The 25,863-nt window shown below is 69.0% G+C and carries 25 protein-coding genes; 13 read left to right on the top strand and 12 right to left on the bottom strand.

Features of this window, described 5'->3' with window-relative positions; genetic code table 11:
* Window positions 1–19 precede the first annotated feature (19 nt).
* The 7 genes from lepB to BUE42_RS08965 all read left to right on the top strand — a co-directional run bounded on the left by lepB (window position 20) and on the right by BUE42_RS08965 (window position 8,911).
* Entirely contained in the window at window positions 20–829 is an 810-nt protein-coding gene (lepB, locus tag BUE42_RS08995; protein WP_083613997.1) for a signal peptidase I, read from the top strand.
* A complete protein-coding gene (coaBC, locus tag BUE42_RS08990) occupies window positions 826–2,067 on the top strand; it encodes a bifunctional phosphopantothenoylcysteine decarboxylase/phosphopantothenate--cysteine ligase CoaBC (RefSeq protein WP_073464409.1) in 1,242 nt (413 codons plus the stop codon). Before lepB ends, coaBC begins: the two co-directional genes overlap by 4 nt.
* Window positions 2,064–2,513 (top strand): dUTP diphosphatase, encoded by a 450-nt coding sequence (dut, locus tag BUE42_RS08985; RefSeq protein WP_073464406.1) that lies wholly within the window; start codon window positions 2,064–2,066, stop codon window positions 2,511–2,513. Before coaBC ends, dut begins: the two co-directional genes overlap by 4 nt.
* Before the next feature lie 125 nt (window positions 2,514–2,638).
* A complete protein-coding gene (locus BUE42_RS08980) occupies window positions 2,639–3,121 on the top strand; it encodes a MarR family winged helix-turn-helix transcriptional regulator (RefSeq protein WP_143171392.1) in 483 nt (160 codons plus the stop codon).
* Window positions 3,114–4,604, top strand: a complete 1,491-nt coding sequence (locus BUE42_RS08975) for an MFS transporter (RefSeq protein WP_083613995.1) — start codon at window positions 3,114–3,116, stop codon at window positions 4,602–4,604. The genes BUE42_RS08980 and BUE42_RS08975 overlap by 8 nt, the downstream gene beginning before the upstream one ends.
* Window positions 4,605–4,622: 18 nt before the next feature.
* Window positions 4,623–5,828: an efflux RND transporter periplasmic adaptor subunit gene (locus tag BUE42_RS08970; protein ID WP_083613994.1), complete on the top strand. Its 1,206-nt coding sequence runs from the start codon at window positions 4,623–4,625 to the stop codon at window positions 5,826–5,828.
* Entirely contained in the window at window positions 5,825–8,911 is a 3,087-nt protein-coding gene (locus BUE42_RS08965) for an efflux RND transporter permease subunit (RefSeq protein WP_073464404.1), read from the top strand. The genes BUE42_RS08970 and BUE42_RS08965 overlap by 4 nt, the downstream gene beginning before the upstream one ends.
* Here the strand turns inward: BUE42_RS08965 and BUE42_RS08960 are convergent.
* Window positions 8,897–9,418: an FKBP-type peptidyl-prolyl cis-trans isomerase gene (locus BUE42_RS08960; protein ID WP_073464401.1), complete on the bottom strand. Its 522-nt coding sequence runs from the start codon at window positions 9,416–9,418 to the stop codon at window positions 8,897–8,899. The genes BUE42_RS08965 and BUE42_RS08960 overlap by 15 nt on opposite strands.
* Before the next feature lie 37 nt (window positions 9,419–9,455).
* On the opposite strand from BUE42_RS08960, the gene BUE42_RS08955 reads away from it, so the two are divergent.
* The 3 genes from BUE42_RS08955 to BUE42_RS33695 all read left to right on the top strand — a co-directional run bounded on the left by BUE42_RS08955 (window position 9,456) and on the right by BUE42_RS33695 (window position 11,545).
* Window positions 9,456–10,628 (top strand): cupin domain-containing protein, encoded by a 1,173-nt coding sequence (locus tag BUE42_RS08955; protein ID WP_073464561.1) that lies wholly within the window; start codon window positions 9,456–9,458, stop codon window positions 10,626–10,628.
* Window positions 10,629–10,647: 19 nt separating this feature from the next.
* Window positions 10,648–11,151: a hypothetical protein gene (locus tag BUE42_RS08950; RefSeq protein WP_073464399.1), complete on the top strand. Its 504-nt coding sequence runs from the start codon at window positions 10,648–10,650 to the stop codon at window positions 11,149–11,151.
* Window positions 11,152–11,314: 163 nt separating this feature from the next.
* Window positions 11,315–11,545 (top strand): hypothetical protein, encoded by a 231-nt coding sequence (locus BUE42_RS33695; RefSeq protein WP_073464396.1) that lies wholly within the window; start codon window positions 11,315–11,317, stop codon window positions 11,543–11,545.
* 68 nt (window positions 11,546–11,613) lie between these two features.
* On the opposite strand, the gene BUE42_RS08940 is transcribed toward BUE42_RS33695, so the two are convergent.
* The 8 genes from BUE42_RS08940 to BUE42_RS08910 all read right to left on the bottom strand — a co-directional run bounded on the left by BUE42_RS08940 (window position 11,614) and on the right by BUE42_RS08910 (window position 18,109).
* On the bottom strand, window positions 11,614–12,390 hold the full coding sequence (locus BUE42_RS08940; protein WP_143171404.1) for an MBL fold metallo-hydrolase: 777 nt from the start codon (window positions 12,388–12,390) through the stop codon (window positions 11,614–11,616).
* A gap of 34 nt (window positions 12,391–12,424) precedes the next feature.
* Entirely contained in the window at window positions 12,425–13,597 is a 1,173-nt protein-coding gene (gene bamC, locus BUE42_RS08935) for an outer membrane protein assembly factor BamC (RefSeq protein ID WP_073464559.1), read from the bottom strand.
* A gap of 110 nt (window positions 13,598–13,707) precedes the next feature.
* Window positions 13,708–14,589 (bottom strand): 4-hydroxy-tetrahydrodipicolinate synthase, encoded by an 882-nt coding sequence (gene dapA, locus BUE42_RS08930; protein ID WP_073464392.1) that lies wholly within the window; start codon window positions 14,587–14,589, stop codon window positions 13,708–13,710.
* 25 nt (window positions 14,590–14,614) lie between these two features.
* A complete protein-coding gene (locus BUE42_RS08925; RefSeq protein WP_073464389.1) occupies window positions 14,615–15,208 on the bottom strand; it encodes a class I SAM-dependent methyltransferase in 594 nt (197 codons plus the stop codon).
* On the bottom strand, window positions 15,205–16,011 hold the full coding sequence (locus BUE42_RS08920; RefSeq protein ID WP_073464387.1) for an SDR family oxidoreductase: 807 nt from the start codon (window positions 16,009–16,011) through the stop codon (window positions 15,205–15,207). Before BUE42_RS08920 ends, BUE42_RS08925 begins: the two co-directional genes overlap by 4 nt.
* Before the next feature lies 1 nt (window position 16,012).
* Window positions 16,013–16,141 carry a hypothetical protein gene (locus BUE42_RS34080; RefSeq protein WP_255376836.1) on the bottom strand — a complete coding sequence of 43 codons (129 nt, stop codon included), beginning with the start codon at window positions 16,139–16,141 and terminating at the stop codon, window positions 16,013–16,015.
* Entirely contained in the window at window positions 16,138–17,355 is a 1,218-nt protein-coding gene (locus BUE42_RS08915) for an MFS transporter (protein WP_073464384.1), read from the bottom strand. Before BUE42_RS08915 ends, BUE42_RS34080 begins: the two co-directional genes overlap by 4 nt.
* A 28-nt stretch (window positions 17,356–17,383) precedes the next feature.
* A complete protein-coding gene (locus BUE42_RS08910; RefSeq protein ID WP_073464382.1) occupies window positions 17,384–18,109 on the bottom strand; it encodes a hypothetical protein in 726 nt (241 codons plus the stop codon).
* Window positions 18,110–18,237: 128 nt separating this feature from the next.
* On the opposite strand from BUE42_RS08910, the gene BUE42_RS08905 reads away from it, so the two are divergent.
* The 3 genes from BUE42_RS08905 to parC are packed head-to-tail and all read left to right on the top strand — an operon-like array spanning window position 18,238 to window position 23,279.
* Window positions 18,238–20,223 carry a DNA topoisomerase IV subunit B gene (locus BUE42_RS08905; protein ID WP_073464379.1) on the top strand — a complete coding sequence of 662 codons (1,986 nt, stop codon included), beginning with the start codon at window positions 18,238–18,240 and terminating at the stop codon, window positions 20,221–20,223.
* Window positions 20,224–20,258: 35 nt separating this feature from the next.
* Complete coding sequence (locus BUE42_RS08900) at window positions 20,259–20,927, top strand: lytic transglycosylase domain-containing protein (RefSeq protein ID WP_235002207.1); 669 nt, start codon at window positions 20,259–20,261, stop codon at window positions 20,925–20,927.
* Between the two features lie 39 nt (window positions 20,928–20,966).
* Window positions 20,967–23,279, top strand: a complete 2,313-nt coding sequence (parC, locus tag BUE42_RS08895; RefSeq protein WP_073464375.1) for a DNA topoisomerase IV subunit A — start codon at window positions 20,967–20,969, stop codon at window positions 23,277–23,279.
* 18 nt (window positions 23,280–23,297) lie between these two features.
* Here the strand turns inward: parC and BUE42_RS08890 are convergent, their stop codons facing one another.
* The 3 genes from BUE42_RS08890 to BUE42_RS08880 form a co-directional block, all read right to left on the bottom strand.
* Window positions 23,298–24,785, bottom strand: coding sequence for a leucine-rich repeat domain-containing protein (locus BUE42_RS08890; RefSeq protein ID WP_143171391.1), 1,488 nt, complete (start codon window positions 24,783–24,785; stop codon window positions 23,298–23,300).
* A 162-nt stretch (window positions 24,786–24,947) separates the two neighbouring features.
* Window positions 24,948–25,295 (bottom strand): hypothetical protein, encoded by a 348-nt coding sequence (locus BUE42_RS08885; protein WP_073464370.1) that lies wholly within the window; start codon window positions 25,293–25,295, stop codon window positions 24,948–24,950.
* 86 nt (window positions 25,296–25,381) lie between these two features.
* Window positions 25,382–25,861: a disulfide bond formation protein B gene (locus tag BUE42_RS08880; protein ID WP_073464367.1), complete on the bottom strand. Its 480-nt coding sequence runs from the start codon at window positions 25,859–25,861 to the stop codon at window positions 25,382–25,384.
* Window positions 25,862–25,863 lie beyond the last annotated feature (2 nt).

Raw genomic sequence — 25,863 nt, 5'->3', positions numbered from 1 at the left:
CACCCGGAAAGCGCCCTCGATGCAGATCGGTTTTTCCATCAACGAAGTGCTTTGCCTGCTGAGCCTGGCCACCGGCGCCTGCTGGTTTGCGTGGCGCCGGCGCCTCGCGCGCACGCCCGCGCCGACGCGCAAGCCGCTGTGGGTCAGCTTCGGTGCCGAGCTGTTCTTCGTGGTGGCGCTGATGTTCACCTGCCGCGTCGCGGTGGCCGACTGGCCGAAGGTGCCGTCCGGCTCGATGGAGCCGACCTTGCGGGTCGGCGACTACCTGCTCGTCAATCACCTGGCGTACGGCCCGCGCCTGCCGTTCACCAACACCGCGATCGAGTTCGGCAAGCCGCAGCGCGGCGATGTCGTCGTGTTCCGCTTCCCGCGCAACGTCTCCGAGTTCTACGTGAAGCGGCTGATCGGCATGCCGGGCGACGTGGTGCGCTTCCAGGACGGCGCGGTCAGCATCAACGGCGCGCCGTTCGAGGTCGAGCCGGTCAGCGACGGCAGCGAGGCCGGCGTGCGCGAGGAAGACCGCGGCCAGTGGCTGCAGAAAGAGTCGCTGCCCGGGCGCGAGCACCTGATCAAGGTCAACCCGTTCGTGCTGGGCAGCATGGCGGTCGACCTGCAGCAGCCCGACCTCGGCCGGCAGTGCGTCAACGAGCGCCGCGGCGCCTGGCACTGCACGGTGCCCGAGGGCCAGTACATGATGCTGGGCGACAACCGCGACAACTCCGAAGACTCCCGCCGCTGGGGCTTCCTGCCGCATTCCGAGGTGTATGGCAAGGCGGTGCGCGTGCTGTTCAACCTGTCCGACATGTCACGCTTCTGGACGCCGCTGTGAGCACTGCATCCTCCACTGACCTGCAAGGCAAGCGCATCGTGCTCGGCCTGACCGGCGGCATCGCCTGCTACAAGGCCGCCGAGCTGACGCGCGCACTGGTGAAGGCCGGCGCGTCGGTGCAGGTCGTGATGACCGAGGCCGCCGAGCAGTTCATCACGCCGGTCACGATGCAGGCGCTGTCGACCCGGCCGGTGTTCACCAGCCAGTGGGACGCGCGCGAGGCCAACAACATGGCCCACATCAACCTGACGCGCGAGGCCGATGCGGTGCTGATCGCGCCGGCCAGCGCCGATTTCATCGCCCGGCTGGTGCAGGGCCGGGCCGACGACCTGCTGAGCCTGCTGTGCCTGGCGCGGCCGATCGCCAACTGCCCGCTGCTGGTGGCGCCGGCGATGAACCGCGAGATGTGGGCGCACCCGGCGACGCAGCGCAACATCGCCCAGTTGCGCGCCGATGGCGCCACCGTGCTCGGCCCGGGCAACGGCGACCAGGCCTGTGGCGAGATCGGCGACGGCCGCATGCTCGAACCGCTGGAGCTGCTGGAGGACGTGGTCTCGTTCTTCGCGCCGAAGCGGCTGCGCGGCCAGCGCCTGCTGATCACCGCCGGGCCGACCTTCGAGCCGATCGATCCGGTGCGCGGCATCACCAACCGCTCCAGCGGCAAGATGGGTTTCGCGATCGCCCGCGCGGCGCACGAGGCCGGTGCCGAGGTGACGCTGGTGGCCGGCCCGGTGCACCTGCCGACGCCGCGCGGCGTGCGCCGCATCGACGTGCAGACCGCGCAGCAGATGTTCGACGCGGTGCTGCCGCTGGCGGCGCAGCACGGCGTGTTCGTCGCGACCGCGGCGGTGGCCGACTGGCGGCCGGCCTCGCTGTCGGACCACAAGATCAAGAAGAACGGCAGCAAGGTCGCGCCGACCTTCGAGCTGACCGAGAACGCCGACATCCTGGCCGCCGTCGCGAAGCTGCCCGACCGGCCGTTCTGCGTCGGCTTCGCGGCCGAGAGCCACGACCTGTCCAAGCACGCCCGCGAGAAGCTGCAGCGCAAGAACGTGCCGCTGATCGTCGGCAACCTGGGGCCGGCAACCTTTGGACGTGACGACAACGCGCTGCTGCTGGTCGACGCCCAGGGCGAGCGCCAGCTGCCGCATGCCGACAAGCTGACGCTCGCGCGCACGCTGGTGGACGAGATCGCGGCGCGGCTGTCCTCTTCCAATTCCACTCCCCGAACCGCATGACCCCGATCGACCTGAAGGTGCTCGACCCGCGCATGGCCGAGCAACTGCCCGCGTACGCGACCCCCGGCAGCGCCGGCCTCGACCTGCGCGCCTGCCTCGACGCGCCGCTGGTGCTCGAGCCCGGCCAGACGCAGCTGATCCCGACCGGCCTCGCGATCCACGTCGCCGATCCGGGGCTGGCGGCGATCATCCTGCCGCGCTCCGGGCTGGGCCACAAGCACGGCATCGTGCTCGGCAACCTGGTCGGGCTGATCGATTCCGACTACCAGGGCCAGCTGATGGTGAGCTGCTGGAACCGCGGCCAGGCGGCCTTCACGATCGCGCCGATGGAGCGCATCGCGCAGCTGGTGATCGTGCCGGTGGTGCAGGCGAGCTTCCGGGTGGTGGACGAATTCGGCACCTCCGACCGCGGGGCAGGGGGCTTCGGCTCGACCGGCAAGCACTGATTTCTTGCCGACGCCGTGAAATCCTCGCGGCGGCTGGCGGTTGGTTTACCGACCCGCAATAAACTCGTCGAAATGCTTTGATAGGCTAAGCATCTCATCCAGTCCTGCGAAGGCAGCGCCCCGCCGTGGCCTCTCTTGCCAGACCTCCAGCCAAGCCCGAACCGACCAGCCCCGCGCCCGACGCCAGCCGCGTCGCCGCCGAGGTGCTGAGCGTCGTGCCCGACGTGATGAACGCCATCCGCATGGGCATGCGTGGCAACCTGGATGTCGGCCTGTCGGTGCCGCAATTCCGCTGCCTGGGCTTCATCGGCCGGCACGCCGCCTGCTCGATCAGCGACGTTGCCGGCTTCCTCGGCGTCACGTTGGCCACCGCGTCGTCGATGGTCGACCGGCTGGTGCGCGCCAACTACGTCTCGCCCGCCATCGCGCAGGCCGACCGCCGTCGCACCGAGCTGCGGCTGAGCGCCGAAGGCAAGTCGCTGCTGGACGGCATCCGCCGCGGCGCCCGCACCGACCTCGCGAAGACCTTGTCCGGCGCCACGCCGGCGGAACTGGCGGTCGTGATGCAGGGTCTGGCCATCCTCAAGGCCAGGTTCGTCCATGACTGACACCGCATCGCCCACGGCAGCCACCGATCAGGTCGCCACCGAACGGATCGCCGAGGGGCGCCGCCGCTTCCGCCGCCTGTTCGGCGCGGTGATGCTGCCGATGTTCCTCGCGGCCGTCGACCAGACCCTGCTCGCCACCGCCACGCCGGTGATCAGCCGCGAATTCGGCGGGCTGCGCGACACCTCCTGGCTGGCCGTCTCCTACCTGCTCGCGTCGGTGATCGTCGTGCCCTTGTACGGCCAGCTGGGCGACCAGTTCGGGCGGCGCAAGCTGCTGTCGCTGGCCACGCTGGTGTTCGCGCTCGGCTCGCTGGGCTGCGGCCTGGCGACCGGCCTGTGGTGGCTGGTCGCCGCGCGCACGCTGCAGGGGCTGGGCGGCGGCGGGCTGATGACGCTGTCGCAGGCGCTGATCGGCGAGGTCGTCTCGCCGCAGCGGCGCGCGCGCAGCCAGGGCTATTTCGCGATCGTCTTCACGCTGGCCAGCGTCGGCGGGCCGGTGATCGGCGGGCTGGTGGTGCACCACGCCAGCTGGCGCTGGCTGTTCCTGGTCAACCTGCCGCTGTGCGCGCTGGCGCTGTGGCGGCTGCATGCGCTGCGCGCCGACGACGTGCCGCACGAGCGCAAGGGCCCGCCCGACGTGCAGGGCATGTTGCTGTTCGCGCTGGCGATGGGGCTGAGCCTGTTCTGGCTGTCGTCGGCCGGGCACCGCTTCGAATGGGTGTCGGCCGCCAGCGCGGCGATGCTGGCGGCCATCGTCGCGCTGTGGGCCGTGCTGCTGCGCGTCGAACGCCTGGCCGCGCGGCCCTTCCTGCCGATCGAGCTGATGCGGTTGCCGCCGGTGCGCTACGCGGTGCTGACGGTCGTCGGGTTCGCGTCGGCGATGTTCGCGATGGTGTTCTACCTGCCGATCTACCTGCAGCTGTCGCTGCACGCCGATGCCGCCGAATCCGGCCTGCTGCTGCTGCCGCTGACGGCCGGCATCGTCGGCGGCGCGACCCTCACGTCGCGGCTGATCGTCTGGACCGGCCGCCCGACGGCGATCCCGATGGGCGGGTTGCTGCTGGCCGCCGCCGGCCTGCTCGGCATGGCGCTGCTGCCGCCCGACAAGCGCACCCTGATCGGCCTCGGATTCACCACCGGGCTGGGCCTGGGCAGCGTGATGTCGGTGATGCAGATCGTGACGCAGACGGCCTCCGGCCCCGCACGGCTGGGTGCCGCGGCGGCCACCATGTCGTTGGCGCGCACGCTGGGTTCCTCGATCGGCGCGAGTGCGTTCGGCGCGCTGATCTTCGGGTTGATCGGGAGCAGCGATGCGCTGCACGCGGCCCAGGATCCGCATGCGCAGCAAGACCTGCGCGTCGCGTTCGAGGTCGCCTTCGGCTGTGCCGCCGCCGTGTGCGTGCTGGCCGCCTGGGCCGCCAGCCGGGTGCCGGCGCTGCGCTTCCATCCCGGGGCCGAGGGCCGGGCCGACTTTTCCGAATGACTTGACGACGGGCAGTTCATGAACAAGAGCTTGGTGGGTTGGGTGATCGCCGCAGTGGTCGTGGTGGCAGGGGTCGGCTACGGCCTGGCATCGCGCGGCAAGGGCGAGGGCGGTGCGGCGGGCCCGGCGTCGGCGGCCTCGGGCGCGGCGGTCAGCGTCAGCACCGTGCGGGCCCAGCAGCGCGACTACGACGTGACGCTCGAAGCCACCGGCGCCGTCACCGCGCTGAACAGCGTCGACATCCGCCCGCAGGTCGCCAGCACCATCACCCAGGTGCACATCAAGGAAGGCCAGTTCGTGAAGGCCGGCGAGCTGCTGTTCACGCTCGATGCGCGCACCGACGAGGTCAACGTCGCGAAGGCGCAGGCCCAGCTCGAGAAGGACCTGGCCTCGCTGGCCGACGCGCAGCGCCAGCTCACCCGCAGCAAGGACCTGCTGGCGCAGAACTTCGTCTCGCAGAGCGCGGTCGACAGCAGCCAGACGCTGGTCGAAGGCTCGCAGGCGGTGGTGTCGTCCGACCGCGCCGCGCTGGCCGCCGCCAAGGTGGCGCTCGGCTACAACCGCATCGTCGCGCCCGGGGCCGGCCGCGCCGGCGCGATCAACGTGTTCCCCGGCAGCTCGGTGCAGCCGGCCACCAGCACGCTGGTCACGCTGACGCAGATCGACCCGATCGCGGTCGGCTTCAACCTGCCGCAGCGCAACCTCGGCGAGGCGCTGCGCAACCTGCAATCGGGCCGTGGCGTGGTCACGGCCGTGCTGCCCGAAGGCCGCGGCACGCTGACCGGCAAGCTGCAGTTCGTCGACAACAACATCGACGCGTCGTCCGGCACCGTCAAGGTGAAGGCGGTGTTCGACAACAGGCAGCAGACGCTGTGGCCCGGCGCGTTCGTCAGCGTGCGCCTGGTGGTCGAGACGCTGAAGGGCGCGACCGTCGTGCCGCAGGCCTCGCTGATCCAGGGCCCGCGCGGCAACATCGTCTACACGGTCGACGACGGCGGCAAGGCCGTCGCCCGGCCGATCGTCGTGGTGCAGGCGGCCGGCACCGACGCGGTCGTCACCGGCGTGCAGCCCGGCGAGCGCATCGTGGTCGATGGCCGGCAGAACCTGCGCCCGGGCGCGCCGGTGGTCGAGCGCGCCGCCAGCGGGGCCGGCGGCAAGGGCAAGGGTGGGACATCGGCAACCGCGTCCGCATCGGCATCCGCCACATCGGGGGTGACACCATGAACCTGTCCGAGCTGTTCATCCGCCGTCCGGTGATGACGGTGCTGCTGAACGCGGCCATCGTCGTGGCCGGCGTGATCGCGTACACGCGCATCCCGGTGGCCGCGCTGCCGAGCTACAACACGCCGGTGATCAATGTGTCGGCGGCACTGCCGGGCGCGAGCCCCGAGACCATGGCCACCTCGGTCGCGCTGCAGCTCGAGAAGCAGTTCCAGACCATCCCCGGCCTCAGCGTGATCAGCTCGGCGAACACGCTGGGCAGCACCACCGTGACGCTGGAGTTCGACGAGGGCCGCGACATCGACGCCGCCGCGGTCGACGTGCAGGCCGCCTTGCTGCGCGCGCAGCGCCAGCTGCCGCAGGACATGACCAGCCCGCCGTCGTACCGCAAGGTCAACCCGGCCGATGCGCCGGTGCTGCTGATCGCGCTGACCTCGCCGTCGCTGAACCTGTCGGACCTGAACGATTTCGCCGAGCACCTGATCTCGCCGTCGCTGTCGACGCTGGCCGGCGTCGCGCAGGTCAACATCTTCGGCCAGAAGCGCTATGCGGTGCGGGTGCGGGTGCAGCCCGATGCGCTGGCCGCGCGCAACATCAGCCTCGACGAGCTGAACGCCGCGCTCGGTGCGGCCAACGCCAACACGCCGGTCGGCACGCTCGAAGGCCCGAAGCAGACGCTGACGCTGCAGGCGAACCGCCAACTGCGCAATGCCGCCGAGTTCGGTGAGCTGATCGTCAGCAACCGCAACGGCAACCCGGTGCGGCTGAAGGAGGTCGCCTCGGTCGAGGACAGCTACGAGACGGTCAAGACCTTCGCGAGCTACAACGGCGAGCCGTCGATCACGCTCGCCATCCTGCGCCAGCCCGATGCCAACACCGTCAAGGTGGTCGACGCGGTGCGCGCCGCGCTGCCGGGCTTCCAGGCGCAGCTGCCGCAGTCGGTGCGCATGAACCTGGTCAACGACCGCTCGGTGTCGGTGCGCGAATCGCTGCACGACGTGACGCTGACGATGCTCGGCACCATCGTGCTGGTGGTGCTGGTGATCTTCCTGTTCCTGCGCCGCTTCGTCGCGACCGCGATCCCGACGCTGTCGCTGCCGGTCTCGCTGGTCGGCGCGATCGCGCTGCTGTGGGGCTTCGGCTACACGCTCGACAACATCTCGCTGCTCGGGCTGACGCTGGCGGTCGGGCTGGTCGTCGACGACGCGATCGTGATGCTCGAGAACATCATGCGGCACGTCGAGCACGGCGAGGCGCCGTTCGGCGCTGCGCTGCGCGGCTCGCGCGAAGTGGGCTTCACGATCATCTCGATCTCGACCTCGCTGATCGCCGTGTTCATCCCGATCTTCTTCATGCCGGGCGTGATCGGCCTCTTGTTCCACGAGTTCGCGGTGATCGTGTCGCTGGCCATCATCGCGTCGGCCTTCGTCTCGCTGACGCTGGTGCCGATGCTGGCCAGCCGCTTCCTGACCGACGATGCGCACAAGAAGCAGCCGGGCGCGCTGGTGCGCTCGTTCGAGCGCGGCTTCGACCTGCTGCTCGGCGCCTACTCGCGCACGCTCGACGTGGCGTTGCGCCACCGCGTGGCCGTCGTGATGGTCGCGGCGGTCACCTTCCTCGCGACCGGCTGGCTGTTCGCGAGCATCTCGAAGGGCTTCTTCCCGCAGGAAGACATCGGACAGCTCAGCGTGCAGACCGAGGCCTCGGAAGACACCTCGTTCCCGGAGATGGTGCGGCTGCAGGACCGCGTCGCGGCCATCATCCGCGACGACCCGAACGTGCAGGCCGTCAGCTCGTTCAACGGCGGCGGCGGCGCGCAGAACACCGGCCGCATGTTCGTGGCGCTGAAGCCGCATGCGCAGCGCGACGACATGACCAAGGTGGTCGAAGGCCTGCGCCGCAAGCTGCGCGACGTGGCCGGCATCACCGTCTTCATGCGCCCGATCCAGAACCTGCAGCTCGGCGGCCGCCAGAGCAAGGCGCAGTACCAATACATCCTGCAGAGCGTCAAGGCCGACGAGCTCAGCGACTGGGCGCAGAAGCTGCAAGCCAAGCTGCGTGCCGATCCGCTGTTCCGCGACGTGACCAGCGATTCGCAGCTGCGCGGGCTGCAGGCCTCGCTGAACATCGACCGCGACCGCGCCAACGTGCTCGGCGTGTCGATCGACGCGCTGCGCTCGGCGCTGTTCAGCGCGTTCGGCGAGCGGCAGGTGTCGACCATCTACACCAGCGTCGACAGCTACCAGGTGATCATGGAGGTGGCGCCCGGCGCCAAGCAGGACGAGAGCGCGTTCAACAACATCTACGTGCGCTCGTCCAACGGCACGCTGGTGCCGATGTCGAGCTTCACGACCGTCGCGCGCACCGTCGGGCCGACCTCGATCAACCACGTCGGCCAGCTGCAGGCGGTGACGGTGTCGTTCAACCTCGCGCCCGGGGCCGCGCTCGGCGATGCCACCGGCAAGATCGAGCACTACCGCGCGGAGATCGAGCTGCCGGAGTCGATCATCACCAGCTATGGCGGCGATGCGGCGGTGTTCAAGAGTTCGCAGGGCAGCCAGGCGATCCTGATCGTCGGCGCGCTGCTGGTCATCTACGTGCTGCTGGGCGTGCTGTACGAGAGCTACATCCACCCGCTGACGATCCTGGCCGGGCTGCCGTCGGCGGCGGTCGGTGCGCTGCTGACGCTGAAGCTCTTCAACATGGACCTGACGCTGATCGCGACCATCGGCATCCTGCTGCTGATCGGCATCGTCAAGAAGAACGCGATCATGATGATCGACTTCGCGCTCGACCAGCAGCGCTCGCAGGGCATGGCGCCGGAGCAGGCGATCCGCGAGGCCTGCGTGCTGCGCTTCCGCCCGATCATGATGACGACGCTGGCGGCGCTGATGGGGGCGCTGCCGATCGCGATGGGGCTGGGCGCGGGTGCCGAGCTGCGCCAGCCGCTCGGGCTGGCGGTGGTCGGCGGGCTGGTGTTCTCGCAGGCGATCACGCTCTACATCACGCCGGTGATCTACCTGTACCTCGACCGCTTCAGCGGCAAGGGGCCGGTCACGGCCCCCGAGGGCTCAGTGCAGCTGTGAATTCGACGGCGCCGTCGTCATGATGCTCACGGCCGGCGAGCCGACGGTGCCGGCGTCGATCTCATCTTCGGTGGCCTCGCGCACGTCGCGCACCTTCAGGTCGAGCCGCAGCGCGATGCCGGCCAACGGGTGGTTGCCGTCGAGCACCACGTGGGTCGGGTAGACCTCGGTCACGGTGTAGACCGCGTCGGGCTGCAGGCCTTCGGTGACGGCGCCTTCGGGCGGACCGTCGAACTGCATGCCGACGTCGACCTGCTCCGGGAAGATCGAGCGCTCTTCGAAGAAGACCAGGTCGGGTTGGTAGTCGCCGAAGGCCTGGTCGGGCTCGAGGTGCAGCTTGGTTTCGTAGCCGGCCTCCTGGCCGATCAGCGCTTCTTCGACCTTCGCGAGCAGGTCGTCGCCACCGACGAAGAACTCGACTGGCGCATCCAGTTCGTCGATCAGCTGGCCTTGGGCGTCTTCCAGCCGCCACGTGAGGGCGACGACGCAGGGATTGGTGATGAGCATCGGCGGAATGATCGCACAGTCATCGCACAATCCGGCGATGCCCGCACCGATCTCCCACCCCTCTGCGTCCGGCTCTACGCCCGGTGACGCCCCCCGCCCCGACACGCTGCTCGGCGGCCTGTCGCCCGCCGCCTTCATGCGCCGCCACTGGCAGAAGAAGCCGCTGCTGATCCGACAGGCGGTGCCCGGCATCGTGCCGATCGCGCCGCGCGCGCAGCTGTTCGAGCTGGCGTCGCGCGAGGACGTCGAATCGAGGCTGATCCTGCGCGGCAGCCGCGGCTGGTCGATGAAGCGCGGCCCGCTGCTGCGGCGTTCGCTGCCGGCGGTGTCGCGCCGCGGCTGGACCCTGCTGGTGCAGGGGCTGGACCTGCACCTCGATGCCGCGCGCGAGCTGCTGTCGTGGTTCCGCTTCGTGCCGGATGCGCGGCTCGACGACCTGATGGTCTCGTGGGCGAGCGACGGTGGCGGGGTCGGGCCGCACGTCGATTCCTACGACGTGTTCCTGCTGCAGGTGCAAGGCCGGCGGCGCTGGCGCATCGGGCCGGTCGACGATGCATCGCTCGAGCCGGACGTGCCGCTGAAGATCCTCAGCCGCTTCGTGCCCGAGCAGGAGTGGCTGCTCGAGCCCGGCGACATGCTGTACCTGCCACCCGGCTGGGGGCATGACGGCGTGGCCGAGGGCGAGTGCATGACCTGCTCGATCGGCTTTCGTGCCACCGGCCGCGACGAACTCGCGACCGAGGTGCTGCAGCGCGTGATCGAGGCGGTCGACCCGGACGGCGAAGACCCGCTGTACCGCGATCCGTCGCAAACGGCCACCGACGCACCCGGCCGCGTGCCGCAGCGGCTGCAGGCGTTCGCCGCCGATGCGGTGCAGCGGCTGCTGCGCGACCCGGCAGCGCTGACCTGCGCGCTCGGCGAACTGCTGAGCGAGCCGAAACCGGCGGTGTGGTTCGACGCCGGCGAGCCGCTCGAGGCGCCGCAGGCGGTGCGCCTGGACCGCCGCACGCGGATGATGTACGACGATCGGCATGTCTTCATCAACGGCGATTCGTTCCGAGCCGCAGGCCGCGATGCGCGCCTGATGCGCCTGCTGGCGGACGGCCGCAGCCTGGCGCTTGCCGATGTCGCGCGGCTGAGCGACGATGCCTTCGAACTGCTCGGGCAGTGGGCGCATGCCGGCTGGGTGCACCCGGTGCACGAGACCTGAGCCACGCAAGGAGCACACGATGGAAGAGGTGGAAGGGAGCAGCGGCGCACACCGCATCATCACGTCGCGCAGCGAATTCCTGCACGCCCTGCGCGAGGGCTTCGCGCTCGCGGCCGAGCAGGGTTGCCGCGAGTTGCTGCTGAGCGATCCCGACTTCGCCGACTGGCCGCTCGGCGAACTGGAGGTGCTCGATCACCTGACGCGCTGGGCCTTCGCGCACCGCAAGCTGACGATGCTGGGCGGGCACTTCGACGAGGTGTCGCGGCGCCATGCGCGCTTCGCGGCCTGGCGGCGGCAGTGGTCGCACATCGTCGAATGCCGCTCGCCCGACAGCGACGACGAGCGCGACATGCCGACCGTGCTGCTGGCACCCGGCCTGCTCACGCTGAAGCTGCTGAACCGCGCGCAGTACCGCGCGAGCTGGTCCACCGACGAGGGCGATGCGGTGCGCACGCGCGAACACCTTGATGCACTTTTGCAACGCTCCGTCGAGGCCTTTCCTGCGACAACGCTGGGCCTATAGGGTAAGCACTGCGCCTGCGTATAATCATGGGCTGGGCCTAGGAAACGCTCGAGCTTTCCTGGGTCTGACTGCGTTGGGGATCTGCCGGGTATCCTGCCGGATATCGAGATCGGAGGGTTCCCACAATTACCGGTAATTGTCTGAACCTTCATTGAGGATAAGTATGAAAAAGTCGCTTCTGTTGGCTTCCCTGGTTGCTGCTGTTGCTCTGGCCGCTTGCGGCAAGAAGCCGGAAGAGGCCGCTCCGGCTGCTCCGGTCGCCACGCCGGCTCCCGCTCCCGCTCCGATGGCTGATGCCGCCGCTTCGGGCGCTGCAATGGCCGCTTCGGCTGCCACGGACGCTGCTTCGTCTGCTGCTGCCGCTGCTTCGAGCGCTGCTTCGGCTGCCAAGTAAATCGCTTCGGCGATTCGAGAAAGCCGCCTTCGGGCGGCTTTTTCACGTCTGGATCTGCCGCTGCCCGTTCACCGCACTGACAACCAGCCGAATCCGAGCGCCGGGTCGGCCACGATGATGTCGTCCGCGTTGCCGCCGGTCACGCCGAGCAACGCTTGAACCGCCAGCTCGGGCCGGTTGTTCTGCCGGCTCAGGTGCGCGGCCACCAGGTGGCGCAGCCCGCCATGCAGGCAGGCCGCGAGGATCTCCGCGGCGGTCTCGTTCGACAGGTGCCCGAGCCGCCCGCCGACACGCCGCTTCAGCGAGGCCGGGTAGCTCGAGTTCGCGAGCATCTGGACGTCGTGATTGCATTCCAGCAGCAGCGCATCGCAGTGCTGCAGGTGCGACACCACGTGCGCCGTCGACGAGCCGATGTCGGTCAGCACGCCCAGGCAGGCGTCGCCATCGGTCACGCGCAGCTGCAGCGGCTCGTTGGCATCGTGCGGCACGGTGTAGGGCTGCAGCTGCAGGTCGCCGATCGCGATCGGCTCGCCGTCGCGGGCCACGTTCAGCCATTCCTGCGCCGTCGGATCGCCGATCGCGCGCCAGGTGCCCTGGCTGGTCCACAGCGGAACGCGGTGCCGGCGTGCGAGCGTCAGCGCGCAGCCGACGTGGTCGCCGTGCTCGTGCGTCACGAACACCGCGTCGATGTCGTCGACCGCGAGCCCGGTGCGCGACAGCCGCAGCGTCAGCTCGCGCAGCGAGAAGCCGCAGTCGATCAGCAGCCGCGTGACGCTCGCGCCGCTGCCGGCCTCGACCAGCGTCGCGTTGCCGGTGCTGCCGCTGCCGAGGCTGCAGAAGCGCAGCATGTGCGGTACCTCGTCGCCGGAACCCCGGGGCTTACTTCAGCTCGTCGACCAGCAGGCCGACGATGCGCTTGCCGGCGTCGCCGTTCTCCGGCTCGCCCTTGCTGTCGAGCACCGAGATCAGGCTGGCATCGCCCTGGCCGACCACGCGCACGCGGTACTTCACCGGGGCGAAGTTGCCCTTCTCGCCGGTGCCGAACAGGCGGCCGAAGAAGCCGGGCTCTTCCTTGCCGGCCATCGCCGGATCGACATAGCGCACGAAGTAGACGCCCTGCGTGCGGTCGCGGTCTTCCACCGTGAAGCCGCTGCGGTCCAGCGCGAGGCCGACACGCCGCCAGGCGCGGTCGAAGGCGTCGTCGACCTGCAGCGTCGCGGCGGCCTGGCCGGTGAGCGCGCGTGCATGGGGCGTGGCAGCGGCGGGCGCCGACGCGGCCTGCTGCGAGGCCAGCTTGACCTGCTCGTCCTTCGCGCCCAGCTTCACGAGCAGCCGCGACAGCATTTCGCTCTCGAGTTCCGGGTCGTTGGGGCGCGGTTCCCAGGTCGTCGATTCCTTCTGCTGGCCGACGTAGACCTCGCGCAGCCCGCGGTGCGCGATGTGGATCTCGGTGCCGTTCGCGCCGCGCTCGACGCGGGTGCGGTACTTGTCGCGCTCACCGGTGGAGTACAGGCCGTCGATGACGCGGCCCAGCGTGCGGCGCAGCAGGTCGTCCGGCAGCTTGGCGCGGTTCTCGGCCCATTCGGTTTCCATCACGCCGGCCTCGGGCTGGTCGAGCGAGATCGACAGGCCGCGCTCCTTCCAGAAGGCCTGCAGCTGCGGCCACACCTGCTCGGGCGTCTGCGCGGTCACGACCCAGCGCTGCTCGCCCTGGCGTTCCAGCCGGGCCTGGCCGAGCGCGTTCGGCGCCACCGTCTGCGTGGCCGGGCCGGCGGCCTGGGTGGAGCCTGCGGCGGCCTGCGGGTTCTGGAAGGTGGTGGCGCTGATGGTGCCGCCACTCTGCATGTTGTAGCGCGAGTCGTTCTGCAGCTGGGTCAGGTCGGGCGGCACTTCCAGCGGCGTCGGCTTGGCGGTCGCGGTCTTGTAGTCGACCTTCTCGCCGGTCACGGCCGTCTCGATCGTCGAGCAACCGGCGGCGGCGAGGCCCAGGGCGAGGGCGGCGGCGATGGCCTGGGCGAGAGGATTCAGGGGAAAACGGGTCACGTTGTGCATCTCCGAGGACAGTGCCACAAGGGCGCCGGCCGGGCCGGTGGAAAAGAGGAAAGGGAGGGCGGACTGGAGCAGGGACGGGCGATCGCGTCAGCGCAGGCGGCTCGGGCCGCTCACAGCAGACCCGATTCGCGCATCGCTTGTTCCACCGTCGCCTGGCCGGCGGGCGTCAGCCCGACGATCGGCAGGCGCAGCGTGGCGCCGCAGCGCCCCAGGCGCGACAAGGCCCATTTGGTGGGCGCGGGGCTCGGTTCGACGAACAGGTTCTTGTGCAGCGGCAGCAGCTTCAGGTGGATGGCGGTCGCCTCGCGCGCCTGGCCGGCCAGCGCCGCCTTGCACAGCTCGTGCATCGCGCGCGGCGCGACGTTGGCGGTGACGCTCACGTTGCCGTGGCCGCCCAGCAGCATCAGCGCGATCGCCGTCGGGTCGTCGCCGGAATAGATCGAGAAGCCCGCGGGCGCATTGCGCACCAGCCAGCCGGCGCGCTCGATGTTGCCGGTGGCTTCCTTGATGCCGACGATGCCGGGGACCTGCGCGAGGCGCAGCGTGGTCTCGGGCAGCATGTCCGCGACCGTGCGGCCGGGGACGTTGTACAGCACCATCGGGATGTCGACCGCCTCGGCGATGGCCTTGAAGTGCTGGTAGATGCCTTCCTGCGACGGCTTGTTGTAGTACGGCACGACCGACAGCGTGCAGTCGGCGCCGGCCTTGCGGGCATAGCGCGAGTGCTCGATGGCCTCGCGGGTGGAGTTGGCGCCGGTGCCGGCCATGATCGGCACGCGGCCGCGCGCATGCTCGACCGCGACGCGGATGATCTCCCAGTGCTCCTCGACCGAGACCGTGGGGCTCTCGCCGGTGGTGCCGACGACGCCGATGCAGTCGGTGCCTTCGTCGATGTGCCAGTCGATCAGGCGGCGCAGCGCGTCATAGTCGACGCTGCCGTCCTCGTGCATCGGCGTGATCAGCGCGACGATGCTGCCAACAATGGGTTTCATGCGGGATCCTCGGAATCCGCGGATTTTACTCACCCTGCGGGGGGTGCCCGGCGTCCAGAAGATAACGCGGGATTTCACCCGGTCCGGCGGGGTCGGCGGCGGCGTTCACCGCGGCGATCCGCTGCACGAAGCGCGCGGGCGAGCCGAGGAAGCCGTCTTCGAACGCGACGATGCGCAGGCCGCGGGCCGCCTCGAGCAACTCGCCCGGGCGCAGCAGAAAATCGGGGTTGGCCGGCCGGCCCACGCTCTGCTGGCCGTGGGCGAAGGTCTCGTAGATCAGCACGCCGCCCTCGTTCAGCGCCTGGCACAGCGTCGGCAGCAGCGGCCGCCACAGGTAGTTCGTCACGACGACGGCGTCGAAATGGCGGTCGGGCAGCGGCCACGGGCCGGCCTCGATGTCGGCCAGCACCACGTCGGCGATCGGGTGCAGCGGCTCGGTGACCACCGCGTCGCGGTCGAGCGCGGTCACGTGGCAGCCCCGGCCGGCGAACCAGCGCACATGGCGGCCGCTGCCGCAGGCGACGTCGAGCACGCGGGCGCCCGGCGCGATCAGGTGCGACCAGCGCTGCACCCAGGCCGAGGGCGCGGGTGCGCCGGGGGGCGTCAGCGTCGCGCTCATTGCGGGCGGGCGTGCTGGTTCAGCGCCTTCAGCGCCAGCCGGTCGATGAAGCGCGGCGCGACCAGCTTCAGCCAGCGGCCGAGCTTGCCCTGCGCCGTCATCACGATGTCGCGCCGGCGCGCCTCGGCGCCCTCGATGATCAGCCGGGCGCAGGTCTCGACCGGCATCGCACTCGATTCATCGAGCCCGCTGCGGCCGGCGGCGTGGCCGCTGGCGTCATACCCGCGGTGGCGGATCCCGGTCGCGACGACGCCCGGGTAGGCGATGGTCACGCTGATGCCCTGGCGGCCGATCTCGGGCCGCAGCGATTCGAAGAACCCGGTCATCGCGAACTTGGTGGCGGCGTAGGCGGTTCGGCCCGGCACGCCGACCAGCCCGGCCAGGCTCGACACCGCGACGATGCGGCCGTAGCTCGTCTTCAGGTGCGGCAGCGCGGCATGCGTGCACCAGACGCTGCCCCACAGGTTCACCCGCATCAGGTCTTCGTACCAGCCGAGGTCGGCCACGTCGCGCAGCAGCGCCTGCGCCGACATGCCGGCGTTGTTGACGAGCGTGTCGAGCCGGCCGTAGGTGTGCATCGTCGCGTCGACCAGCGCCTTGCAGTCGGCCTGCACGCTCACGTCGCAGCGCTGCACCAGCGCCTGCGCGCCGTGCGTGCGGCACTCGTCGGCGACGGCCTGCAGCTTGTCGAGGTTGCGGGCTGCCAGCACCAGCGCGATGTTGCCCTTGCCGCGCGCGGCCCACTGCCGGGCCAGCTCGGCGCCGATGCCGTCCGAGGCGCCGGTGATCACGACGACGTACATGTCAGAAGCAGTTCCAGAGCTGGTTGGCGAGCGTGAAGGCCATCTCGGGGCGCAGGTAGGCCAGGAACACGAGCACCATCACGATGCCGACCGCGACCCAGATGCCCACCCTGACGACGTCCTGCTTCATGCGGGTTGCGGCGTCGTCCGCACGATCGCCGATTCGCGCACCGGCAGGTTGACGAGCGCGGCGAACACGCCCAGGCCGACTGCGATCCACCACACCACGTCGTAGCTGCCGGTGGTGTCGTACAGCTTGCCGCCGAGCCACACGCCGAGGAAGGAGCCGACCTGGTGGCTGAGGAACACGAAGCCGCCCAGCATCGACAGGTATCGCACGCCGAAGATCTGCGCGACGACGGCATTGGTCGGCGGCACGGTCGACAACCACAGCACGCCCATCACCGACGCGAAGACGTAGACGCTGGTCGGCGACAGCGGCACGTTCAGGAAGACGAGGATCGCGACCGAGCGCAGCGCGTAGATGGTCGACAGGATGTAGCGCTTGGGCAGGCGCTGGCCGAGCGTGCCGGCGGTGTAGGTGCCGATCACGTTGAACAGGCCGATCAGTGCGAGCGCGCCGGTCGCGACATCCTGCGACAGCCCGTGGTCCTTCAGGTAGCTGGGCATGTGCACGCCGATGAACACCACCTGGAAGCCGCAGACGAAATAGCCGGCCATCAGCAGCAGGAAGCTCGGGTACGCGAAGGCCTCGCGCAGCGCGGCGGAGAGGCTTTGCTGCAGCGGGTTGACGACGAACTTCGGTTCCTTGAGGCCGGCCGCCAGCGGGATGATGGCCAGCGCCACGCAGCCCAGCACGAACAGCGCCTGCTGCCAGCCGAGGTGGCCGATCAGCCAGTTCTCGGTGGGCACCATCAGGAACTGGCCGAACGAGCCGGCTGCCGCGGCGACGCCCATCGCCCAGCTGCGCTTTTCGGCGGCGACGTTGCGGCCGATCACGCCGTAGACCACCGCGTAGGTGGTGCCGGATTGCGCCATGCCGAGCAGCAGCCCGGCGCTGCCGGTGAAGGCGAGGCCGGAGGTGGACAGGCCCATCAGCACCAGCCCGCCGGCATACAACAGGCTGCCGGCGATCAGCACCCGGAAGGCGCCGAAGCGGTCGGCCAGCGCACCGGCGAACGGGCCGGCGACGCCCCAGGCGAGGTTCTGCACCGCGAGCGCGAAGGCGAAGGTCTCGCGCGTCCAGCCGCGGTCCATCGTGATCGGCTGCAGCCACAGCCCGAAGCCGTGGCGGATGCCCATCGACAGCGTGACGATCATGGCGCCGCACAGCAGCACCTGTTTCATCGAGAGCGGAGCGGGGGCGTCGACGGTCCGGGACATCGGGCGAATGTAACGGATTGCCCTCCGGTCAGAACCTGAACCCGAACTTCGCGCTGTAGCTGGTCGCCTTGCCGGTCTTGTCCGCCTCGAAGGCCAGGTTGCCCAGCCCGAGGTTCAGGTTCACGCCGGCGAACACCTTCGCCAGGTTGAAGTCTTCATCGCCTGCCAACGGTGCGCCCTGGGGCTTGCTCTTGACGTTGACGGTGCCGAGCCCGGCGTACGGCGTCGCGAACAGGAAGCCCTTCGACACCGAGACGTCGAAGCCGAGCGTGCGCAGCTTCAGCTGGTCGACGCCCGACATCGACGACGCGCTGACCCGCAGCGCGATCGCCGGCAGCACCGCATTGCCGGCCAGCGGCGCCCAGCGCAACTCGCCGCCGGTGACGGTGACGCCGGCCGACGGCACGCGCGAGACCGAGACGCCCACGTCGATGTCGAACGGCAGCCCCTTGTGCGCGCGCAGCGACGGCACCGCGATCGTCGACGGCACGCTGCTGCCGCCGGTCGCCTTTTCCCAGACGCCGCGGTTCTCGAGCACGGTGCCCGACACGCCGACGCCGATGTCGAAGCCGGTCAGCCCGAGCGGCTCGGACGGGATCAGCGGCTTGAACGACACGATGGCGCCCAGGTCTTCCGACAGCAGGCGGAACTCGGACTGCGTCAGCGTTTGCAGCGAGTTCAGCTCGGCTGCCTGGGCGATCGGCGCAGCGGTACCGAACAGGAGGGCGATCAGGGTGGCGGAGGCAAGGCGCATGGGTCGGGTCGGGTTGGATGAATCAGAAAAAAGCGCGCAAGGGTAACGCGCCTCCACGACGGCTCCGTGTCGACCGCGCCACGGTCGATTGCGAGTTGTAACGTGGTGGGCTTCTAGAATCCCGCCCCATGGCGACCAAACCCAGCAATTCCTACGGCGAGTCATCGATCCGTGTCCTGAAGGGCCTCGAGCCCGTGAAACAGCGGCCGGGCATGTACACCCGCACCGACAACCCGCTGCACATCATTCAAGAGGTCATCGACAACGCGGCCGACGAGGCGCTGGCCGGCCACGGCAAGCGCATCGACGTGGTGCTGCACACCGACGGCTCGGTCACCGTGCACGACGACGGCCGCGGCATTCCGTTCGGGCTGCACCCCGAAGAGCAGGTGCCGGTGGTCGAGATCGTCTACACCCGGCTGCATGCCGGCGGCAAGTTCGACAAGGGCTCCGGCGGTGCCTACAGCTTCTCGGGCGGCCTGCACGGCGTGGGCGTCAGCGTGACGAACGCGCTGGCCAAGCGGCTCGAGGTCACGGTGTACCGCGAGGGCCAGGTGGCGCGGCTGGCGTTCTCGGGCGGCGACGTGATCGAGCCGTTGACGATTCGCAAGGGCGTGTACTCGGCCGCGTCGGGCGACCGCAAGACCGGCACCACGGTGCGCGCCTGGCCGGACCCGAAGTACTTCGAGAGCGTCGATTTCCCGAAGGCCGAGCTGACCCACCTGCTGCGCAGCAAGGCGGTGCTGATGCCGGGCGTCATCGTCACGCTGACGTTCGAGAAGAGCGGCGAGGTGCAGACCTGGACCTACCAGGGCGGCCTGCGCGACTACCTGATGCAGGCGCTCACCGCCGACCCGGTGATCCCGCTGTTCGAGGGCGAGCGCTTCGCCGATTCGCGCGAGACGGAGAACTTCGCCGAAGGCGAGGGCGCGGCCTGGTGCGTCGCGTTCACCGAAGACGGCTCGCCGATGCGCGAGAGCTACGTGAACCTGATCCCCACCGTCAACGGCGGCACGCACGAAGCCGGGCTGAAGGACGGGTTGTTCGGTGCGGTGAAGGGCTTCATCGACCTGCACAGCCTGCTGCCCAAGGGCGTGAAGCTGATGCCGGAAGATGTGTTCTCGCGCGCCAGCTTCGTGCTGTCGGCCAAGGTGCTCGACCCGCAGTTCCAGGGCCAGATCAAGGAGCGGCTGAACAGCCGCGATGCGCTGCGGCTGGTGTCGACCTACGTGAAGCCGGCGCTGGAGCTGTGGCTGAACCAGCATGTGGAGCTGGGCCGCAAGCTGGCCGAGCTGGTGATCAAGCAGGCGCAGACGCGCCAGCGCGCGAGCCAGAAGGTCGAGAAGCGCAAGGGCTCGGGCGTGGCGGTGCTGCCCGGCAAGCTGACCGATTGCGAGAGCCGTGACCTCACGCTGAACGAGCTGTTCCTGGTCGAGGGCGATTCGGCCGGCGGCAGCGCGAAGATGGGCCGCAACAAGGAGACGCAGGCGGTGCTGCCGCTGCGCGGCAAGGTGCTGAACGCGTGGGAGGTCGAGCGCGACCGGCTGTTCGCCAACAACGAGATCCACGACATCGCGGTGGCGATCGGCGTCGACCCGCATGGCGCGAACGACGAGCCGGACCTGTCGGGGCTGCGCTACGGCAAGATCTGCATCCTGAGCGATGCCGACGTCGACGGTTCGCACATCCAGGTATTGCTGCTGACGCTGTTCTTCCGGCATTTCCCGAAGCTGATCGAGCGCGGCAACATCTACATCGCGAAGCCGCCGTTGTTCCGTGTCGATGCGCCGGCGCGCGGCAAGAAGCCGGCGGCCAAGCTCTACGTGCTGGACGAAGGCGAGCTGACCGCCACGCTGGACAAGCTGCGCAAGGAAGGCGCGCGCGACAACAGCTGGAGCATCGGCCGCTTCAAGGGCCTGGGCGAGATGAACGCCGAGCAGCTGTGGGACACCACGCTGAACCCCGACACACGCCGGCTGCTGCAGGTGGCGTTCGGCGTGCTCGATTTCGGCGCCACGACCGAATCGCTGACCAAGCTGATGGGCAAGGGCGAGGCGCAAGCCCGCCGCGAGCTGATGGAACTGCGCGGCGACGACGTCGAGGTCGACGTGTGAGTCCCTCGGCGACCCTGGCTGCGGTCGCCCTCGCCGTGCCCACGCTCGCACACGCCGAGCTGTGGGGCTACGTCGACGGCAGCGGCACCGCGCACCTCGCGCCGACGCAGGTCGATTCGCGCTACCACCTGGTGATGGGCGATGCGGCGCAGTTGCGCGTGCCTGGCAAGACCGATGGCGCCGGCGGCCTGCTGACCTGGCTGGAGTTCGCGCCGGAAGTGAAATCGCTGCAGCCGCTGCTGCGCGAGGCGGCGGCCGCGCACGGCGTCGACATCGAGCTGCTGAAGGCCATCATCGCTGTTGAGTCCGGCTTCAACGCGAAGGCTGTGTCGCCGCGCGGCGCGGTCGGCCTGATGCAGTTGACCCCGATCGCCGCGCAGCACTACGGCGGCTTCGCTGCGAACGAACGCCCCGCCGCGCTGCGCGACAAGCTGCTCGACCCGCGCACCAACATCCTCACCGGCGCCCGCATGCTGTCGACCCTGACGCGCCGCTTCGGCCGCATCGATGTCGCGCTCGCGGCGTGGAATGCCGGTGAATCCGCGGTGCGCAAGGCCGGCGGCGAGATGCCGGCCATCCCCGAAACCCAGGCGCACGTGCACCTGGTGCTGGAGCTCTACTGGGCGCTGCTGCAGGCGCGCATGCCGGGCGAGCGCACCGGGCTGCAGATGCACGGCGCCGCTGCATCCGACGCTTCCCGCTAGCCCTTGCAGAAGCCGCGAAGCCTTTCCCTGAAAAACACGATGACCAACGACCTCTTCGACACCGGCAACCCCGACGACGCCATCACGCTCGCCCACTACGCCGAACGCGCGTACCTCGAATACGCGCTCAGCGTCGTCAAGGGCCGCGCGCTGCCCGACGTCTGCGACGGCCAGAAGCCGGTGCAGCGGCGCATCCTGTACGCGATGCAGCGCCTGGGCCTGGCCTTCAGCGGCACGGCCGGCGCCCGGCCGGTCAAGAGCGCGCGCGTCGTCGGCGACGTGATCGGCAAGTTCCACCCGCACGGCGACCAGGCGGCGTACGACGCGATGGTGCGCATGGCGCAGGATTTCTCGCAGCGCTATCCGCTGGTCGACGGCCAGGGCAACTTCGGCTCGCGCGACGGCGACAACGCGGCCGCGATGCGCTACACCGAAGCGCGCCTGGCCCCGATCTCGCGCCTGCTGCTCGACGAGCTCGACGAAGGCACGGTCGACTTCGTCCCCAACTACGACGGCGTCGAGCGCGAACCGCGCCTGCTGCCGGCGCGCCTGCCGTTCGTGCTGCTGAACGGCGCCAGCGGCATTGCGGTGGGTCTGGCCACCGAGCTGCCGTCGCACAACCTGCGCGAGATCGCCGCGGCCACCGTCGCGCTGATCCGCAACGAGGCGATGAGCGACGACGAGCTGTTCACGCTGGTGCCGGGCCCCGACTACCCGGGCGGCGGCCAGATCATCAGCTCGCCCGAAGACATCCGCGCGGCCTACACCACCGGCCGCGGCAGCCTGAAGGTGCGCGCGCGCTGGAAGATCGAAGACCTGGCGCGCGGCCAGTGGCAGCTGGTCATCACCGAGCTGCCGCACGGCACCAGCGTGCAGAAGGTGCTCGAAGAGATCGAGGAGCTGATCAACCCGAAGGTCAAGACCGGCAAGAAGGCGCTGACGGCCGACCAGGTGCAGGTGAAGGCGACGGTGCTGGCCGTGCTCGACACGGTGCGCGACGAATCGAACAAGGATGCGGCGGTGCGCATCGTCATCGAGCCCAAGACCAGCCGCATCGAGCAGCAGGACCTGATCAACACCTTGCTGGCCCACACCAGCCTGGAGACCTCGGCACCGATCAACCTGACGATGATCGGCGCCGATGGCCGGCCGACGCAGAAGACCTTGCGGCTGATGCTGCAGGAGTGGATCGCCTTCCGCCAGCAGACGGTGCAGCGGCGCACGCAGCACCGCCTCGACAAGGTGCTCGAGCGCATCCACGTGCTGGAAGGCCGGCAGACGGTGCTGCTGAACATCGACGAGGTGATCCGCATCATCCGGCAGTCGGACGAGCCGAAGGCCGCGCTGATCGAGCGCTTCAAGCTGAGCGACCGGCAGGCCGAGGACATCCTCGAGATCCGCCTGCGCCAGTTGGCGCGGCTGGAAGCCATCAAGATCGAGCAGGAGCTGAAGGAGCAGCGCGCCGAGCGCGACAAGCTGCAGGAGATCCTCGGCAGCCCGGCCTCGCTGCGCCGCACGATGATCAAGGAGATCGAGGCCGACGCGAAGCAGTACGGCGACGACCGTCGCACGCTGATCCAGGCGCAGAAGCGCACCGTGGTGGAAGTGAAGGTGCTCGACGAGCCGGTGACGGTGGTCGTCAGCCTGAAGGGCTGGGCGCGCGCGCTGAAGGGGCACGAGATCGATCCGGCGGCGCTGGCCTTCAAGGCGGGCGACGGGCTGTACGGCACCTTCCCGTGCCGCAGCGTCGACACCTTGCTGGTGTTCGGCAGCAACGGGCGGGTGTATTCGATCGCGGCCAGCCTGCTGCCCGGCGGGCGCGGCGACGGCCAGCCGATCACGACGCTGGTCGACCTGGAAAGCGGCACGCAGCCGCTGCACTACTTTGCGGCGAGCGCCGACACGAAGCTGCTGCTGTCGAACACCGGCGGCTTCGGGCTGCTGGCGCAGGTGTCCGACATGGTCAGCCGGCAGCGCGGCGGCAAGAGCTTCCTGACGCTGGACGACGGCGACAAGCTGCTGCCGCCGGTGCCGCTGGCGGCCGCGCACAAGCAGGTGGCCTGCCTGAGCCTGAGTGGCCGGCTGCTGGTGTTCCCGCTCGACGAGTTGAAGCTGCAGGCCAACGGCGGCCGCGGGCTGACGCTGATGGAGGTCGACGCGAAGGACCCGCTGGTGTCCACCGCCACCTGCGCGGCCGCGCTGAAGGTGCTGGGCCTGGGCCGCGGCGGCAAGCCGAAGGAAGAAGACCTGAAGGGCGCGTCGCTCGCCGTCTATGGCGGCAAGCGGGCGCGCAAGGGGAAGGTGCTGGATGCGGCGGGGATGAAGGCGCAGCGGGTGCTGGCGGGGGGGTGAGCCCCGCACGCCAATCCGTCAGCCCGTGACGGCTTCGATGGTGTTGATCATCGCAGGCACGTCTCCATTGGCGCTGAATGCCTTCTCCAATTCACGGGCCATTTCCCTGGGAAGGAATGGTACCTGGCCCTTCTGGAACGCCATATTCAGCAGAGCGTACAAGGCTGGCCCTGCTTGCGTGGGCAAGCCTTGTCGCCGTTCCCTATTTCTCGCGGTCGCCTGCCGAATGGCGGACAGTTCACTTTCCGTGAAGCTGCTGCCGCGTCCCGGTTTGAAGCTGACCAATGTCTGGTTGGCCTGCACTGCCTCCGTCAGAGCGGCCAGCCCACGTTTTCCCCACAGGGGTGCGCCACAGATGTCCAGCGCCTCGATGTGACTGGTCGGATTGCGCAACATGGACACCAGTGCGTTGTCGATCGCGGAGGTCCAGGGACGGATTTTCAGCTCGCGCAGACCGGTGTTCAAAGACAGGCCTTCGCAGAACTGGTCGTAGTACAGCCAGTCTTCTTCCTTGCTGCATTCGAATCTGGTGTAGGACAGGTCGAGTTGTTGAAGGCTCTTGTTCGTCTTCAGCAAGGAGCCAAGTGCCACGAGCTGCTTGTTGTAGAGGTTGTTGTTGCTCAGATCGAGACGCTTGAGTGTCGTGTTGGCTTCCAGTGCCTTGCAAAGTGTTTTGAACCCACGATGCAGTGGTGTACGGCGGTGGTTGAGTTCGGTCAACGTCTTGTTTTCTTTCAGCATCTTCGCCATCGCCTCGGCGCCCTTGAATCCCCAATCGTTGCTACTGAGATCCAACGCCTGCAACGACGAGTTCTTTTCAAGGGCTTGGGCGATCAAGCGGATGCTCTGATATCCCATCCGCTTGCGCTCAAGGTATCCCCCCAGCTCGCCTTGAAGCCCGAGCGACTTCAATGTCTTGTTCGCCAGGAGCATGGCGCCAATGTGCTCGCCGCAACCCTGGAAGCGATTGAGGTTCAGCTTCAGTTCCTGCAGCGTCGTGTTCTCATGCAAGGCGGCGCAGATTTTCGAGAGGCTTCTCTTGGGAAGCTCGCAATTGGAGAGATTCAGTGCGGTGACGCATGAAGGCTCTGTCAGCAACGCGGTGAGTTCGTCGGCGCATTTGTCGCCGAAGTTGTTGCCGGACAGATCGATCTTGATGGGAACCTGGAGTTTCCGCGACTGCAGCCATGCACCAAGCTTGCGAAGGTCGGTACGGGTCAAGCCCATGTTGGACAGGTTCAACTCCACGGGGGCCTTCGAGCAGGCATCGCCGGATTCTTCACGGAAGGGGTGGTGGCTCAGCCACTCGAGCGACTCTGCTCCCTCTCCGTCAGCGGCTCGCAGCGAAGCCGTGGCCGCTTCGCGCCAACTGCGCTCGTCTTGAGGGCGAAAGTTCTGCGCGATGAAGGCAGGTGGGTTTGACGAGGTGATTGCGCGGACGTCAGACTCGCTCGATGAGCGCGGGGTCGTTGGACGAAAAGCCTTCAAGGCGGACGAGATATTCATGGCGTGCTTTGTTCACAGGTGATACGACTCACCTTGAGTGGCACTTGCCATGAAGGGGTTCCGGAAGTGGGCCAACCAGAGGTCCCGGGGAATGCGGACCTCGAACATCTGAATCCGGACCAGAACGCGCAGGCGATCTTGCTCAGGTCGACGGCGGCAGGTTCAACGCTTGCGCGCCTGCTGCGCATGCCGCCCATCGGGCAGCGCAGTCCGCTTGCGTGTCGGTGATTTCTGAGCCGTCCGCGTCACCGGCTTGGCCGGCGTCTCCGGCTGCACCTCATGCGGCGCCGATGGCGGCGTGACCTGCCCGATCACCGGCCACGTGGGCACCGGCATCGCGCCGAGCCAGAAGCTCCACATCGAGCGGCTCGTGCTCACCATGTGCTCCCAGCTGCGCGCCTGCCAGGCGGCCACCTGCTCGACGCCCCACGGCCCGTGCCAGGCGGGGGGCTCGGTGGCGGCGGGGTTGTCCTTGCGCGGTTCCCACCACGAGTTCCAGTGCCACATCATGATCGTGCTCCGGTAGCGGACGATCCGGTGAGCTTAGCCCTCGATGGCCCCGGGCGCCATCGGCGATTGACCCGCGGCCAGGGTGATCAGCGCCCGCGCAGCGCCGACAGCACCAGCAGCCCGGCCACGCCGAACACCGCGAGGCTCCAGAACTCGTAGGGCACGCCGAGGATGGAGACCGCTGCCTCGGCGCAACTGCCGGTCACCTTGAACACCGACGGCAGCAGCTTGTCGACGCCGATGCCGGTGATGATCTTGTCGGCGAAGGTCAGGTTGCACGAGCTCGACTTCGCGGCGACCAGGTTCTGCCACAGCGCGGCCGCGATGCCGCCCGCGGCCAGCAGCACCGAGATGCCGCCGAGCGCCACGCGCGGCCCGCCACGCAGCCAGGCCGCGACGATGCACAGCACCGCGATCAGCGTGAACAGCAGCCGCTGCAGGATGCACCACGGGCAGGGGCGCAAGTCGAACATGTACTGCGAGAACATCGCGACGCCGACGGCGGCCAGGCACAGCACCGCGACGGCATACAGGCGCTGCGTGGCGCCGAACTTGAAGGCGGCCATCG

The organism is Rhizobacter sp. OV335 (genome assembly GCF_900142965.1).
In the GTDB taxonomy this organism is placed as follows: domain Bacteria; phylum Pseudomonadota; class Gammaproteobacteria; order Burkholderiales; family Burkholderiaceae_C; genus Rhizobacter.
This window is presented reverse-complemented; position numbering and strand designations above follow the sequence as displayed.

Coding starts and splice junctions, on each gene's coding strand:
- BUE42_RS33695 (WP_073464396.1), top strand. CDS start 11,315: ATGAAAAAGTCGCTTCTGTTGGCTTCCCTGGTTGCTGCTGTTGCTCTG.
- dapA (WP_073464392.1), bottom strand. CDS start 14,589: ATGAAACCCATTGTTGGCAGCATCGTCGCGCTGATCACGCCGATGCAC.
- BUE42_RS08880 (WP_073464367.1), bottom strand. CDS start 25,861: ATGGCCGCCTTCAAGTTCGGCGCCACGCAGCGCCTGTATGCCGTCGCG.
- dut (WP_073464406.1), top strand. CDS start 2,064: ATGACCCCGATCGACCTGAAGGTGCTCGACCCGCGCATGGCCGAGCAA.
- BUE42_RS08975 (WP_083613995.1), top strand. CDS start 3,114: ATGACTGACACCGCATCGCCCACGGCAGCCACCGATCAGGTCGCCACC.
- bamC (WP_073464559.1), bottom strand. CDS start 13,597: ATGCACAACGTGACCCGTTTTCCCCTGAATCCTCTCGCCCAGGCCATC.
- BUE42_RS08965 (WP_073464404.1), top strand. CDS start 5,825: ATGAACCTGTCCGAGCTGTTCATCCGCCGTCCGGTGATGACGGTGCTG.
- BUE42_RS08890 (WP_143171391.1), bottom strand. CDS start 24,785: ATGAATATCTCGTCCGCCTTGAAGGCTTTTCGTCCAACGACCCCGCGC.
- BUE42_RS08905 (WP_073464379.1), top strand. CDS start 18,238: ATGGCGACCAAACCCAGCAATTCCTACGGCGAGTCATCGATCCGTGTC.
- BUE42_RS34080 (WP_255376836.1), bottom strand. CDS start 16,141: ATGAAGCAGGACGTCGTCAGGGTGGGCATCTGGGTCGCGGTCGGCATC.
- BUE42_RS08915 (WP_073464384.1), bottom strand. CDS start 17,355: ATGTCCCGGACCGTCGACGCCCCCGCTCCGCTCTCGATGAAACAGGTG.
- BUE42_RS08920 (WP_073464387.1), bottom strand. CDS start 16,011: ATGTACGTCGTCGTGATCACCGGCGCCTCGGACGGCATCGGCGCCGAG.
- BUE42_RS08960 (WP_073464401.1), bottom strand. CDS start 9,418: ATGCTCATCACCAATCCCTGCGTCGTCGCCCTCACGTGGCGGCTGGAA.
- BUE42_RS08950 (WP_073464399.1), top strand. CDS start 10,648: ATGGAAGAGGTGGAAGGGAGCAGCGGCGCACACCGCATCATCACGTCG.
- BUE42_RS08925 (WP_073464389.1), bottom strand. CDS start 15,208: ATGAGCGCGACGCTGACGCCCCCCGGCGCACCCGCGCCCTCGGCCTGG.
- parC (WP_073464375.1), top strand. CDS start 20,967: ATGACCAACGACCTCTTCGACACCGGCAACCCCGACGACGCCATCACG.
- BUE42_RS08885 (WP_073464370.1), bottom strand. CDS start 25,295: ATGATGTGGCACTGGAACTCGTGGTGGGAACCGCGCAAGGACAACCCC.
- BUE42_RS08910 (WP_073464382.1), bottom strand. CDS start 18,109: ATGCGCCTTGCCTCCGCCACCCTGATCGCCCTCCTGTTCGGTACCGCT.
- BUE42_RS08970 (WP_083613994.1), top strand. CDS start 4,623: ATGAACAAGAGCTTGGTGGGTTGGGTGATCGCCGCAGTGGTCGTGGTG.
- BUE42_RS08955 (WP_073464561.1), top strand. CDS start 9,456: ATGCCCGCACCGATCTCCCACCCCTCTGCGTCCGGCTCTACGCCCGGT.
- lepB (WP_083613997.1), top strand. CDS start 20: ATGCAGATCGGTTTTTCCATCAACGAAGTGCTTTGCCTGCTGAGCCTG.